General features: G+C 59.5%; 13 protein-coding genes. 3 read left to right on the forward strand and 10 right to left on the reverse strand.

Going from position 1 to position 14,431, the window contains the following annotated elements; translation table 11 throughout:
• Positions 1-239: 239 nt before the first annotated feature.
• The 7 genes from KYK83_RS15350 to KYK83_RS15380 form a co-directional block, all read right to left on the reverse strand.
• A complete protein-coding gene (locus KYK83_RS15350; protein ID WP_222828925.1) occupies positions 240-668 on the reverse strand; it encodes a DUF6915 family protein in 429 nt (142 codons plus the stop codon).
• A 10-nt stretch (positions 669-678) separates the two neighbouring features.
• Positions 679-1,116 (reverse strand): DUF6878 family protein, encoded by a 438-nt coding sequence (locus KYK83_RS15355; protein WP_136174293.1) that lies wholly within the window; start codon positions 1,114-1,116, stop codon positions 679-681.
• A 117-nt stretch (positions 1,117-1,233) separates the two neighbouring features.
• Positions 1,234-2,187: a DUF2493 domain-containing protein gene (locus KYK83_RS15360; protein ID WP_222828926.1), complete on the reverse strand. Its 954-nt coding sequence runs from the start codon at positions 2,185-2,187 to the stop codon at positions 1,234-1,236.
• A 299-nt stretch (positions 2,188-2,486) separates the two neighbouring features.
• Entirely contained in the window at positions 2,487-2,909 is a 423-nt protein-coding gene (locus tag KYK83_RS15365) for a hypothetical protein (RefSeq protein WP_222828927.1), read from the reverse strand.
• An 11-nt stretch (positions 2,910-2,920) separates the two neighbouring features.
• A complete protein-coding gene (locus KYK83_RS15370; protein WP_222828928.1) occupies positions 2,921-3,862 on the reverse strand; it encodes an ArdC family protein in 942 nt (313 codons plus the stop codon).
• A 155-nt stretch (positions 3,863-4,017) separates the two neighbouring features.
• On the reverse strand, positions 4,018-6,006 hold the full coding sequence (locus KYK83_RS15375) for a ParB/RepB/Spo0J family partition protein (RefSeq protein ID WP_222828929.1): 1,989 nt from the start codon (positions 6,004-6,006) through the stop codon (positions 4,018-4,020).
• 294 nt (positions 6,007-6,300) lie between these two features.
• Complete coding sequence (locus tag KYK83_RS15380) at positions 6,301-7,185, reverse strand: BrxR family transcriptional regulator (protein WP_222828930.1); 885 nt, start codon at positions 7,183-7,185, stop codon at positions 6,301-6,303.
• A 163-nt stretch (positions 7,186-7,348) separates the two neighbouring features.
• On the opposite strand from KYK83_RS15380, the gene mblB reads away from it, so the two are divergent.
• The 3 genes from mblB to KYK83_RS15395 are packed head-to-tail and all read left to right on the forward strand — an operon-like array spanning position 7,349 to position 11,449.
• A complete protein-coding gene (gene mblB, locus KYK83_RS15385) occupies positions 7,349-8,536 on the forward strand; it encodes an anti-phage 6A-MBL system MBL-fold protein (protein ID WP_222828931.1) in 1,188 nt (395 codons plus the stop codon).
• Positions 8,523-10,799 (forward strand): anti-phage 6A-MBL system cap2_3 protein, encoded by a 2,277-nt coding sequence (gene cap2-3, locus KYK83_RS15390; protein ID WP_222828932.1) that lies wholly within the window; start codon positions 8,523-8,525, stop codon positions 10,797-10,799. Before mblB ends, cap2-3 begins: the two co-directional genes overlap by 14 nt.
• Complete coding sequence (locus KYK83_RS15395; RefSeq protein ID WP_222828933.1) at positions 10,799-11,449, forward strand: hypothetical protein; 651 nt, start codon at positions 10,799-10,801, stop codon at positions 11,447-11,449. The genes cap2-3 and KYK83_RS15395 overlap by 1 nt, the downstream gene beginning before the upstream one ends.
• Before the next feature lie 20 nt (positions 11,450-11,469).
• Here KYK83_RS15395 and KYK83_RS15400 read toward each other — a convergent pair whose 3' ends face one another.
• The 3 genes from KYK83_RS15400 to KYK83_RS15410 form a co-directional block, all read right to left on the reverse strand.
• A complete protein-coding gene (locus KYK83_RS15400) occupies positions 11,470-12,189 on the reverse strand; it encodes an RES family NAD+ phosphorylase (protein ID WP_222828934.1) in 720 nt (239 codons plus the stop codon).
• Positions 12,186-12,599, reverse strand: a complete 414-nt coding sequence (locus KYK83_RS15405; protein WP_222828935.1) for an MbcA/ParS/Xre antitoxin family protein — start codon at positions 12,597-12,599, stop codon at positions 12,186-12,188. The genes KYK83_RS15400 and KYK83_RS15405 overlap by 4 nt, the downstream gene beginning before the upstream one ends.
• Before the next feature lie 61 nt (positions 12,600-12,660).
• Positions 12,661-14,431, reverse strand: a 1,771-nt coding sequence (locus KYK83_RS15410) for a strawberry notch C-terminal domain-containing protein (protein ID WP_248284518.1), incomplete at its 5' end; no start/stop codon positions are given.

The following is a 14,431-nucleotide window of genomic DNA, read 5'->3' on the forward strand; positions in this document are numbered from 1 at the left end:
CCACGGCGAAGCGCACCGAAGGGAAACCTCGATCTGGTTCGGGTGGTGCGGGCAGCCGGGCGCAGCCCGGCAACTCGGCCGGACCTGATCGGGGTTGCGCGTCTCGACGGGGATGCTTCAGGAAAGGTTTGCTTACAGGCCGGGTTGGTCCCGAGTGCCTTGTAACAGGCCAAGCCATGACTTTTCGTATTATCGGGATGCGATGCACCCCCTGACCTCGCCTACCTTCTAAGGCGACCTCATATCTCGACTACGGACGCTCCTCCCGAAGCGGACGAAAGACCCCCTGAAAACGTACCGCCAGCAGCAGTCTCAACAGTGCCAAGCGGTATAGGCTCGTCCAGACGGTGCCCCCGCAACATCCAGTCTTGGGGCGTGATTAGGCGCCCCCAATCCGCAAAGGAAGGAATCGTACCCAAGTCCTCGCGGACGTGCTGTTCGCCTACAAGGCGAACAGGCACGACACGGTTGTCGGCGTTGACGATGGTAGGCCCGAACAGCGTTTCGAGCATGAAAATGCCTTCGGCATGGTGCCGAAGGGCCCGGTGTCGCGGATCAGCAAAGATCGCCTTCGACTGGTCAAACCATTGGTGGAGCGGCAGGTAATCTTCCACCACCCCTCCCCATTTCCGGACTGACGATAGGGCGTGATAGTAGCAATGAGCCATCGCACCTCTCCTAGAGATCAGTCGAATGGTCGTCGGTCGCAGTGTAACGCAGCTGGCAGTCCAGAACGAAACTCGGCGTAGCCACGTCGATGACCAGTTCGCCGCAAGCACCATCATTGATTTCCCATCCGGGATGATGGCGTTCGAGAGCAAGGTAAGTCAGTTGCTCGAGGGCGGAATTGAGGCTCTGGTCGTCGCCTTCTCCAGCACAGTCGATCGTCACTTCGGGACACGGAACACTCGCCCCGCCGGCGTCAGAGAAGACGCATTCTTCGACCGCACCGCTGTCGCCGCACCCATCGAAACGGATTTCTACGCGGGCAATTTCGGCATTGCGCAGCGGGGCAATGATAGCTGCCTTGAGCCGTTGGATTTCACTTTGTGCCTGCGCCGCGCGCTCGGCCTGGCGGACAGCAAAATCCGCCATGATCGCCTGAAAATCAGTCATCAGATTTCTCCTGCAATGTGGGGGCAAGGACCGATCGTCTTGCCCACGATAACAGGCGATCTCTTTCCTCTGACGGCCTGCGCCAGCGCCGATGGCGCAGGCGCGATGCCGGACGCATCAGTCGGTATCCTGAGCCGCGCGCTTGGGAGAAGTTCCAAGCGGACCGCGGCGATCAACGACGGTAATCCGACGGGATTTCGCTTCGATGACGAGGCGCTCCAGGACCCCGTTTCCGGGAAAGGCGACGACATAACGGGGGTCAAGCGAGAGCATACGCTCGTTGCGCTTGAAGCCTGCGCGTGCCCCCAGGCGCATGTCGAGGGAGAAGCTGATTTGCGGGATGTTGCGTCGTTCCGCCCATGAAGATGCCAGACGGTCAACGCCCTTGGTATCACCGCCGTGGACAAGAACCATGTCAGGAACCCGGTCGTGAACCTTGTCCAGAGTAGCCCAGACGTTGTTGGCGAAAGTGAGAGCGTCCTGCTCGTTTGGATGGCGTGTGCGGCCACCGGCAAAGATCACCGGCGTTCCTTCTGGCATGGCGGCGCGGCGCTTGGCTTCGGACCGGGCTCGGACGAACTCGCGGCCCTCCACAAGCGCGGAAGTCAGCATGGCGCTGTGATTGAAGCGCGAACTCGACACGGGCTTCCACGAGGAGCCAAACTCGTTGAGATAGAGGCCAGCGGCCACTTCGCGCATCTCTTCGAGAGCGAGCATAGCCCCTTCGGCACACTGCGCACGCTCAACCTGGGTCTCGAGTTCATGGGTGTGAATTTCGGATCCATCGGCAGTAGCCAGGAGCGCTCGGACTTCGTCGGTTGCGCGGTCGACTGCGGTCGATTTGCGGGTCGCGGAACGGTGAAAGATGTTGACGAACGCCCAGCCGAGGTCCTCGGCATCGGCCTCCAGCGCAGTCCCCGTGACCATTGCAAAGAGATCGGACCAGACCGCTTCGAGCGTCTGGACGACTGCCTCGTGGACCGGAAAATCATTGGTGGAAACCGGGGCGGGACCAATCGAAAAACCGGAAAGATCGAGGCCGGCAAGTTGGTCAGAAAATGATGAGTGCATGGGTATTGTCCTCCTGACTGGCGTGAGGCTGACGCACCCGCTCATGGCTGCGCCAGCGAGAGCCCGTCAGGGCCAGCTTGAGGCAGTCTCCGCACCCGACAGGGGAAACTCGCTTGGGCAGGCTGGCGCGGGCAGGCCAACGGCCCACAGGGCCGGGCCAACTCGGGCCTGCGCAAGCCGGGTTGCGGAAGACTGGCGGCTGGCCCAGGGCCTTTCTCGCATGGCTTCAGACCATGAGTGCAAAAGCAAGCTTCGTCAGGGAGGGCAGGCACCTCGCCACTGTCAAAGTGACTGGCGCATCAGGCTACCCGTTTTGCGTAAACGCCTTCACCGTTCGACATGTGACCGAGGCAGACGTAGTCGCCGAACAACGCATCAAAACGCGGGGCGATCTGGGACAGCCAGCGTTGTGCTCTGGGTGATCTGGCCGTGCGCCAATCGGCATCCCAATAGGCGCCATCGTCACGCTCGACGATCCATACCGCAACCAGGCCGGCGTAAACCGACACGCCGAAATCTGCATAGGCATTGCGCATGAGGATGCGGTCTTCGCGGCCTCGCCAACCGTCGTGCGCGATCAGAGAAGGGAATGCCTGCCCTGCGCGCTCACGCAGATCCTCGCGGAGCCACTCATATTCGAAGTCCCAGTCGTCGTCGTTTTCGACTTCGAGCACAGTGAAGGCGACAATGGCCCCGCTGGGGTAACTGACCGATCGGCCCATGACACCCTCCTTCAGGCGGCCAACGCAGCGTCGGCGGACGCTTCGTCGGTATCATCGGCAGAGATCCGTCCTCCGAGTCTGAGCAAAAGCCTTGATGCTTCCTCAGCCTTCGCGGCAGCGGTGAGAATGGCACGGTCATCCTGCTTCAGGAGCTTGAGCCAGTGCTCGATATAGCTGGCATGGCTATCGAGGTGGGTGACTGGCAAACCGAGTTCAGCGCCAAGCATAGCGCTCGAAAGTTCGGCAATGAGTTCCTCGGCAGCGTAAGCTGCAGAACCAAATCGATTCTTCAGATTGCGGTCGAGGCGACTGGCATGGCCGGTCCAATGCGACAGCTCGTGCGCGAGCGTCGCGTAATAGTGGTCGAAGCCCGAGAAGAGATGCGCGGGCGGCATTGTCACCCGGTCAGCCACCGGCTCATAATAGGCTTCGTCGCCCTGATGCCGCAGCACGGCCGGAATACGGGCAAAGAATGAGTCGAGTTCAGCCTGACGGCCCTCGGGCTCCACCACCTCAAGCGTCGCGGCGGGATGGAAACGCTCGGGCAGACCTTCGACCTGATCAGCATTGAAAACCGGATAGGCCTTCAGCACACGACGACTTTCGTCGGTTTTTTCGCCGGTTTCGGGGGCTTCGACTTCCTTGGTGTAGCTCTTGTAGAAGATGGCGATGGTGGATTTTTCGCCCTTGCGCACCTGTGCGCCCAGTTCTTTGGCCTGATTGTAGGTCATCCAGAACGGCGAGGCGTAACCGCACATATCGGCAACCATCCAGAGCCAGAATACATTCATGCCGCGATAAGGGATGCCGCACGCCCGCAATGGGCGCGAGACTGGCACACCGCGCCATGGCTTGATCCACGGCTTCGTGCCTGACTCGAGGCGTGCGATGATTTCCTGGGTGATACGGGTAGCAGGCGACACTGCGCCGCTTTGTCCCTTGCGATAGGCCATGTTGGATCTCCTGAAATGGCCTGACGACAGTTCCGTCGGTCAGTGCCGGAGATCCCGGAGCCCCCTCCGCTCTCTTTCCATGAAGGAAGCGGCCCCCCGGCATGTGCCGGAGGACCGCTTCATGGTGGCGAGCAGCCGTTCCTGTCAGGAGGAAGTCAGGCGACCAGCTCGCTCGGGGGCTGATTGTCGTCGTTGGCGACGAAATCCGCGTTGGGACTTTGCGCTTCGTTATCGGCAGGAATTTCCGGCAGGTCGGCAAAGCGCATGACCTCGGGCACCCAGGCGAGGGCCCTTTCCCGAACTTCGACCTCGGTGATGTAGGTCCCCGCGAAGACGCGCTCGGCGCTCATCGCGAGATCGCCCTTTTTCACCGATGCGAAGCGCGAGGACAGTTCCAGGCCGCCGACATCGGTGAGCGCATCGAGGATGACCTGCTTCGAGACGCGGTCGAAGTAGTTTGCCGCGGTCGGACGCCACCATTGCGCCATATCGATGCCGATCGCGCTGCCCAGATGATCCTGGAACGCGATTTGGCGTTCGCCTGCCATGTTGAGGCTCGCCTCGAGCGTGCGAGCGACGACAAAGCCGAGCCATGCTGCGCGACTTTCATCAGCGAGTGCCCGAAACATCTTGAAGCGCGACGAAGCGTCTTCGCCAGATCGCCAACTCTCATCGAGACCCGAGCGCAGGTCCGCAAGGGATGCGCTTGCCGACGCATCCTTCGCTTCGAACCCGACAATCGGACCCGCGGGGGCGCCGCCACGCAGGGTCGTGGCCGCACGTGACCGCCAGTCGTGGGTGTCGGCATCCGCGAGGGTGAAGACCATGATGTCGAGCGATAGGCCGGGATCCGATGCCACGTGGAGCGCGAGCACGTCACGACGTTGCATCGCAAGTTCGTCGACCAGACGCTTGGAAAGCGCTGCACGGCGTTTGCCATCACTGCCGACACTCGCAACGACTTCGACGACATCTTCGTCACCAACGACTTCGATGTCGCGCTCGCCGTAGAACACCGGCTGGAGAACCGGTGTGCCGTCGCGCGAGAGAACGAGGATCATTCCGGCATCGGCCTTCAGTTCGGGTGCCAGCTCCGGGGGCTTTGCCCGAATGTCTTGGCATTCGCGCTCGATCGCTTCGATCGTCGCCTCGGCCGCAGCAATTGCTTCTTCGGCGCTGTCTTCGTCCTCAAGAATGGCCGCATGCTCGTCGTACGAGGCATCGAGCTCGTCAAGGCGGGCCAGTTCGGCGTCAGTCAACGGAGCCGGCTCGGCTGGAAGTCGAATGAGGCCTTCGACGAGATCGTGACTGGCATAGGCGTCAAGCGTCGGCTTGACCCAGGCAAGACCTTGCTCTGCTGCGAGCGCCTTGGCGCGCTTTTCCATCTCCTCCGCGGCGAGCGTTTCGAGAAGCGCGACATCAACCCAGGACTCGCTGTCATCGTCGTCGAAGAGTTCGCGTTCGATCCTGCCACCTGCAGCGATATAGGCTTCGCGACCGACAAGACGGGCCCGAGCATCGCTGCCGCGAACCGTGCCAGAGAGCACCATGCGCCGGATACTGTCGGCGCTGGGCGCATAATAGCCCGAAGACGCTTGTTCATAGACGCGAGCCTGAATTTCTTGGTCGGAGGTCGCGCCGAAAGCTTTGGCGAGATCGAGGGTGATTTCACCGGATGCCAGAGCATCGAAGACGACAGGCGCGAGGGTCGCGAGACGCAGACGGCCTTCAACGAAGCGAACCGTCAGCCCGAAGCGGCGCGCGACATCTTCCGTCGAGGCACCAGCATCAATAAGGGCAGCGAACGCCTGCGCTTCATCGGCCGGGTTCATCGCGAGGCGATGGAAGTTTTCGGCCAGGCTCGTTTCGACTGCGATTTCCGCATCGTCCTCAAGCACGAGGCAGGTAACCTCGTAGCCCTTCGGCAGGACTTTCTCTTCGGCAAGTGCCAGCAAGGCGCAGCGGCGGCGCTCTCCGGCTTCGACCTCGAATTTGCCACGAGCAGCAGGCCGAACGATGAGATTCTGCAACAACCCGTGGGCTACAATGCTCGCTTTCAGTTCGGAATCTGCGACTGGGTCACCGTGACGGCGTACATTACGAGGGGACTGGACCAACTTGGTCAGCGGGATCGTCTTGATCATGGGACTTACTCCTGATTGCGAGCTCAAGCGTCGACCATCGACGCTCCTTCGGCTCAGTCAGAAGCAAGCTCCCCTTCCCTCTCATTGCCCGCAGGTGGGTCGTTAGCAGCCTGAACGCAGATTAGTTGCCAAACTCGGCACGTAGCAATTCCCCTCACGGAACCACGCAAACACCAAATGTCCAGACTTCAGGGTAAGAGCCGCAAAATGGTTAGTGTCCGCCGGCCTTATTGGCCAATTTTTAAATGGCTTAGATCGAGCGTAACTCTCAGGAACTAAGCCAATTTTTCCCAGCTATTCAGCAATCCTGCGCCGCGTCTCTGCTCGGGCTTCAATGATTTGCCTTTTAACGTCTTTCAGGTTTTCAAGGACGATCTGAGCCCGCTCAGGAGGAAGCGTGTCGAGATCGAGATTCATTCGCATAATAAAATAGTAGGCGAGTGACATGCGAAGTTTTATAGTGCGGCAATTGTCCTTCATCCCGTAGTCTCGCCGGATCGCAGCGGCCTGCTCCTCACTAAGACCAGGGTGTGGGCAGAGCCGTAAAGCGGTCACTGTATTCCACTCTATATCGTGGGCGACATCATAGTTCGCAGCTTCAGATTTCCCGATTTTTTGCACTCGAGTAATGACGAAATCTCGAAAATCGCCTCGGTCGCAAGCCCAAGCACGCATATGCCATCGATAACCGTCGAAGGCCAATGCATGGGGGGCAACCATTCGCCATCGAGTATTTGTCAGCGATTGATATAGGACGTTGATCGCCTCTCTACGCTGAATCGCCCGCAAAATCGCTCTCAGCATTTTCGGTTCCACATGTCGAACAATGTCCGGCGCCATCGCAACAGGCGGAGGTGCCTTGAACCAAAGATCATCGCGTGGGAGGGCCCCAGTCATCCACGCGCGAAGTTGCAATAACAGCCGATCGGCTGACGCTTTCAAAAATCTTAGCTTTGGTTCTGGTGCTGGCACGAACGCCTTTAGAGTCGCGTCGTATGAGATGTTCTCACCTGCTTCTTCCCTATAGTTGCGCAGGTCGACAGAGGCTTGTGGCGTGGAGATGTCGAACTGATCCTCGAGGTCACTGCGGTTGAGCGAGCCTTCCCAGAACAGTTTCCATTCGATGAATTCAAACCGCCGGATCTGCGTCCACGATCTACGGTTGTCACCTTCGGTCATTTTTACCCCTTGCGAAACTTGACGGGTAAGGTTGCTATACCCATATAGTCTCAAGACTCGTTAATCCTCGCCCCTGCTACGCTGCAAGGCTTGCGATTGATAGATCAAAATCATGTGGCCTGCCTCGCGCATGCCAACATTGGGCGTGAGCAAGGGGCCGAAAATGACTGCTTCGATCGTATTCTTTCCTGTCGGCAACGGCGACATGACGTTGGTCACACTCGATAATGACCAGAAGATCCTGATCGACCTTCACGTGCGCAAAGCCGCCGACAATGACGACGACGACACGCCGGATGTGATGTCGGATCTGCGCGAACGACTGAACCGGGACAGCGCGGGACGCCTTTATGTCGATGGGTTTTTACTCAGCCACCCCGATAAAGACCATATCTCCGGGCTCGAATCGCACTTTCACCTTGGGCCGCCGGAGGACTGGGCCAAGGATGATGACAAGATTCTGATCCGTGAGATGTGGTCCTCGCCAGTAGTCTTCCGCCGGTCGTCTAAGAGCCATACGCTCTGCCCAGACGCTAAGGCGTGGGCGAAGGAGGCTCGGCGCCGCGTCGCGCTGTTCCGCGAGAACGGCACGATTGCCGGCGAAGGCGACCGCATTCAGATCATGGGCGAGGATGAGGATGGCAAGACCGACGATATCCTCGGCATCGTAGTGAAGACGAACGAAACCATCACGAAGCTCAACGAGATTGGCTCCAGCGCGTTTGAAGGTCGATTGCTTGCCCCGCTACCACAGGGGGAAGATGAAGACACCGAAGAATTGCTCGCGAAGAACCGCTCATCAGTCATCATTCGCTTCTCGATCCGCGGCGGCGGGATCCTTGATAAGTGCCGCTTCCTGTCAGGTGGCGATGCCGAGGTGGCGATCTGGGAGCGACTGTGGGAGGACCTGGGCGACCACAATGCCCACTGGCTCGACTACGATATCCTTCAGGCACCTCACCATTGTTCTTGGCACAGCCTGAGCTACGATAGCTGGTCCCAGATGGGCGAGGACGCCGAGGTTTGCGAGGCGGCCCGCAATGCACTCGGTCAGATCCGCAAGGGTGCCATCGTGGTGGCGAGTTCAAAGACGATTGATGCCGACGATTCAGACCCACCCTGCGACCGCGCCAAGCGCGAGTATATCTCCATCGTCGATGGCAAGAGAGATCGTTTCATCTGCGTTGCCGATGTCTGGGAAGGCGAGGAACGCGCACTTGAGTACGAGATTACCGCCAACGGTATCACAAAGACAGTTAAGAGCGCCGCGAAGGCCGCCGCAGCTTCTATGGGTATAGGCGCCACCGCGAGCCAAGCTCGCGCTCACGGACGCGCCGATGGCTACCGATGATAAAGCCAGCGCAGCCGATCATGTACTGCGTGTAGCACTTAAGCACTCGGAATGTGTCGGCGGGGAGGTTCTCGAGCTAGAGCACGGGTTGGAACGTGTCCGCATCGACATGAATGTCGAAATGCCACTCGACATGAAGGCAGATAACGTAAGTTCGAGCGGCGTTCGGACCTGCGAGTCTGTTGTGCTCAAGCTGCCTGCCAGCTGGCCATGGCAGTCCCCGCGTTTTTACCTGCGTGACGACTTCCCTCGCCACTTCCCACATCTGATGCCGTTCTCGACGCCGCCACGCCCATGCCTGATCGACGGAGATCAGGATGAGTTTTTCTTGCAATTCGGGCTCGTCGATTACGGCGTGTTTCACCTCGTCGACCAGCTAGCAGTTTGGCTCCGCAAGGCGGCGATCAACGACCTAATCGACCCCGAGCAGGGATGGGAACCCATGTTGCGGCGCGATTATCGCGACATTGTCGAACTCGATGCCGAACATGCGCGATCTCTTGTTGATCGGAAAGGCGGGTGGGCCGTCTGGAAGGGCAAGTATTACCGCAGAGGCGATCCAAGCGGTCTACTCGGGGTAGATGCGGAAGCGTGGCTATCGAGCGATGGTGAGCGAACGCCGCTCAAGACGAGCGAGGGGGACGATACCTTCACCGCGAGCCCGATGCGTGGCGACATGCGCGTGGGCAATACCGTTGTCGCGATCATCTGGCCGGACAAGAACTCTGACGGCAGTGCGTTCGTCCATTCGATTTACGTGCCGGAGGACGTAAAAACGCTGGGCCACCTACGCGCCCGCGCTGAGGAGATCGGGTGTGCAAGGGGGCTGGATGCCTTCCTGAGCAATCTCGAGCGCAGCTTCGCCGGCTTCGTTCTTCCTGCCCCGATTCCCGTCTCTGTGATCCTGTGCGCCCGCAGACCGGTCCACCTCATCGGTACTGAATCGGACATCGAACTGCTGCCCTACGTCATCGACGTCCGTGCCGAACATGGCAGGCAAACGCTTTTTGTGCAGGGCAATAACGAACCAGTTTCGCCTGCTGCGCATTACCAATCGATCAGTGCACCACTTCTGCGCTCGCTCTCTGGTTCGCCGGACCAACCACCCCTCGTAATGCTCGGTTGCGGAAGCGTCGGATCCAAGCTCGCACTCCACGCCGCACGCAGTGGGCAGGATATTGTTTGTGTCAGCGATAAATCGGGCCTTCGTCCGCACAATATGGCACGGCATGCGCTTGGTCCTTCGCACGTCCCGAGCAGCAAGGCTGAAGCGCTCGCCAAGGAGCTCGAAGGGTTCGGTCTGCGACCCGAGGTGCATAAAGGCGATCTCGGCAAGGATTTACGCGAACAGAAGCTTGCGAAGACACTCTTGCCGAAGTGCGCTGGCGCCGTCATCAATTCGACGGCATCCTTGTCTGTGCGAGAGGCACTGGTCGATGCCGCACCGGCACGCTACCGGGCGCGGCTCTTTGAAGCGGCGCTCTTCGGTCGAGGGCGCGGAGCTTTTCTCTTGGCCGATGGCCCAAGGCATAATCCGAACCATGCCGATCTCATGGCAGAGATGTACGCCACGATCGATGGCACACCTGCGAGCAAACTGCTTTTCGACCCGGCCGAAGGGCTAGCCGAAATCAGGATTGGCCAAGGCTGCGGATCACTCACGATGCAAATGAGCGATGCGAGGCTTTCGGCCATGACCGCCAGCCTCGCGTTGGAGTTAAGCGAACTACTGGCGGCGCCCGTCAACGATGGCATGATTGTAATGGGTGCGATGGATGTCGGTACTCCGGCCACGAGCTGGGTCCGGTACCAGGTTCCTCCATTTGAGACCGTTGAAATCGCTGGAACCGATGGCTGGGAGTTACGGATATCGAAGCGTGTGGCCGACCGCATTCGTGCTGAAGCTGCGTCCTATTCGGCAGTCGAAACTGGCGGCGTGATGATCGGTTGCACCAGCGCGCGCCTGAAGACAGTAACCGTCGTTGATCTTCTGGACGCACCGCCTGACAGCCAGCGGAGCGTAGCCCTCTTTGTGCTGGGCACTCAGGGACTCCATGCAGCCATTGAGGCACGACACGAAGCGAGCGGAAGGACGTTGTTCGACGTTGGAACCTGGCACAGCCATCTTCACGATACTGGACCTTCAGGGACCGACTGGAATACCGCGGCTGAGTTGGCGGCAGAGCGCACCCCGCCGTCGATTTTGCTGATCGCCACGCCAACAAGCTTTCATGCGCTCATGCATACGAAGGAGCCCGATTGATGGCCGAAGGGAAATCCCTCAAAGAGCAAAATGCCTGGCTGATCAGAGCCGCGATGATCTGTCACGTTCTCGCCTTTGTCTGGGTTACGGCCGACCCTACGAAAATGCTGTCAGCAGACCGAGCGACTTTGGCGAAACAGCTTGAGACATTTGCTGCACCCGGAACCGCAGGTCTCGGACTTATCGTGATCGCCTCACTTCTACTGCTGGGCTTCGTTCCGCCTAAATGGCGTGACCGGCTCATGCATTGGCGCTGGAAAGACCCGTTGCCAGGATCGCGCGCGTTTTCGAAGATCGGCCCTGCGAGCGGCAACGTCGATATGCGCAAACTGCGAACAGAGTTCGGAGCATTGCCCCGGGTTGGCGATAAGCAGAACGCGCTATTCTACCGAATTTATCGTAATCATCGTGAAGAGGTTGGAGTGCTAGACGCACACGGACGCTATTTGGCTGCACGAGACATCGGAACAATCACAGCCCTATTGACCGTCACCCTACCATGGCTCGCTTTGTGGGCTACCGAAGACTGGGTCAAAAGTGCGATCTATGGATCGTGCTTATTCGTGACTTATGCATTCTGTGTTATTGCGGCGAAAAATTACAGTCTACGTATGGTGCAAAACGTTCTCGCAGCAGCAAGCTCAACATAGGCCGGATCTAAGCCTATAATTTAGGTAGTTCCCACGACTCGAAATACCGCCCCTGTGCCAGCGTCTCGAACCAGGTCGACACCCGTTCCGTCCCAATGGTAGTCGAGGTGACGTCCCTGAGTGGGGTCGGATGCACAATCCGGGTAGAACAAGCCGACACATTCACCACCCGGATGCCGGATGCTCGGATAGACAAGACCTTCGGCCCCGCCTCCTTTGAGATCAACAGCGAGGGCTTGCGATGCAGCATAGTTGTCGGGATCTAGCGCGGGATCGCCTGCCGCAAGGCTTCTGAGATCGTGCAGATCAGCGCTTACCGAAAGGATGATCTCACGGAACTGTGAGGTCCAGCCTGGCGCTTCTATAGTGCGAGCCATAAAGCGGGCATGGTGATGGATTGTCTCGAACAGCGCAGTTTCGAATGCATCCCCCGCATATAGGACGCCGTAGGTCCCATCGGTGAAGCGACTTGGTCGGTCCGTGCTGACATGCGTGAACGGGGCCATCAGATAGGATGCGCCGTTGCCCCCTACCCGGCGGTCAGCAGGTACCAGATCGAGATTGCCGATCGTCGCCATAATGCGGGGATTGGTTTTTTGCTCGGCAGAGATCAGCAGCGGCCAATCTGCGGGGTCTGCGATATCTTCGAACAGGTCGATCGGTGGAAAGGCACTGCGGATAATCCGCACAGCACCTTTCCACTCGACTTGGGCAATTGGAATTGCCTTGGGATCAATCACCAGGCACCACGTTCGGCATCAAGATAGCGACGCACCCGCATGATATCGGTCAGCTCGCCGCCAAGCATGACGTCGAGCGCACTCGCTCCGGCAAAGGCGGCGTTACCTGCCTTGATCCAGGCGTAGCCACGTTGGGCTTCGGAAAAGATGATCCTCAGCGCCTTGTGGATACCCATCAGGTTGGAGAGCCGCGCCGCACCATCGCGCGAGACACGGCCCGGCCCCTCAGCTTTCCACCGTCGATAGGAGCGAACCGGCATGTCGAGCAAAGTCGCTGCCTGCTCGTCGGTGAGTTCCCATTTCCCAAACAAGTTCAGCACGGCGCGGAACATCGCCGCTGCTTCCTCCTGAGTTATAGGATCGGGCCGGAAGGCATGGGGGACGGTATCAACGGGTTGCAGTGCCAACATGAGCATTCTCCATATGGCATCATATATCACTTTAGATGCCAATTGGCAATATAGGTGTGCCTCATCCGACAAGTCTCGCCAAGACCGCCACCGCGCTCGTCGTCGGGACGAAAAGCCGCGTCTGATAGCGTATGATCTCGGTGAAGCACCCATGTGCCTTGTACCAGTCGAGGCGCGACGCCGACCAACCAGCCAGTTCGAGCCGCTGCGCGCCATTCACGAGGCTGCGCTTGAGCGTAAGCGCTTCGCGGCTTTTGATTTGCATCGGTCGCCCTGTCCCGAGCACCGCATCGACGATTTGCTCTGCCGAAAAGGCATGTTCGTCTTCAAGCCCAAGCGCCTGGCATAGTTCGGGCACGCAATGGAGCGGAACCTCCCGACCTAACAGCGAGCGTCCGTCTCGCGCCGAGATCCGGCTGACCCGAACATAGTCGGAAGGTAGTTTGTCCCACACCGGAAGCAGCAGGCCGGTTGCAAGATGCAGTCGCTCGCGCTTGTGATTTGATGCGGCTTCATCGACCTCCGCCTGCCACAGGCGCTGAAATTCGGTTGGATCCACCGTTTCCCAGTTGCTCTCCTCGAGTTGATCGGCGGTGATGTGCCCATGCTTCAAGGGACGGACAAGCTCGAAGCGGGCCACACGCATACCTTCGTCGGTGAGCAGACTACGCGCCGGGACAAGCAGCCCGATCCGGCCTGAGCGCCCATTACGCAGAAGTTGCTGACGCGCACCTGAAAAGCCGTAGAGTTCCTCGAGCCGTTCGAGACGCAAAGGCTTGAGCGCGCGGGCGATCTCTAGTTCCAGGAGATGCGTAGTCGCACCCGACAGCGCATCTGTGCGCAGTCGCGTATCGGTCAGCACCTCGAAATGCTCGACCGCAATGGTCTCGACCCCTATGTCGAGCGTGCCGGCCTGGCGTGCTGCATCGATCCGCGCTTCGACGAGGCCGAGAAACTCGTCAAATATCCCGTTTTGCAGAGCAATAGGCAACGCGAGGATGCGATTGAGCCAGCGCTGGATTGTTGGCAGGTCATCGACCATCCCGCCGCCGGGCCCTTCGACCCTGAGCCCGCTCAATTCCTCAAACCGAGAAAGCGTAACGGCTTCCAGCTTGCCTGCGAACAACAGGCCGAACCAGCGATGAAGCGCCTCCTTGGCGTAGGTGCTCTCGAGATTGTCGGCAGGATCAAAGAGGTTCTGCCCACCTGTCTGGCGCTGCCCTCGGGTCAGTGCCCCGAGGCTGTCGAGCCGACGTGCAATGGTCGATATAAACCGACGTTCGCCACGCACATCGGTGGTCACCGGGCGGAACAGCGGGGCCGACGCCTGATTGGTGCGGTTGGTACGGCCAAGCCCTTGAATCGCGGCATCGGCCCGCCAGCCCGGCTCAAGCAGGAAGTGGACCCGGCGCATCTGGTTCTTTGCCGCAAGGTCGGCATGATAACTGCGGCCGGTGCCACCGGCATCGGAGAAAATCAGAATCCGCTTTGTCCCGTCCATAAAATCTCGCGTTTCGGCGACATTGGCGCGCGGAGAGCGCGACTGGAGCACCTGGCGTCCATCGCGCCCGACGATCAGGCGTCGGGTACGGCCGGTGACTTCGGCGACCTGATCGACACCGAACCGTTCGATGATCGCATCGAGCGCCGTCGCGATCGGCGGCAAGGCACAGAGCTGCTCGATCATGCGATCGCGCGCGGCAAGCGCCGAACGACAGAGAACAGGGGCACCGTTCTCATCACTCATCGGTTCGGACCGGGCATTGCCATTCTCGTCCGTAAACACGGCCATCAACCGAACCGGGAAGCTTTTGGTGAGGTAATCGACCACG

The organism is Qipengyuania pacifica (assembly GCF_019857205.1).
GTDB classification, from domain to species: Bacteria; Pseudomonadota; Alphaproteobacteria; order Sphingomonadales; family Sphingomonadaceae; genus Qipengyuania; species Qipengyuania pacifica.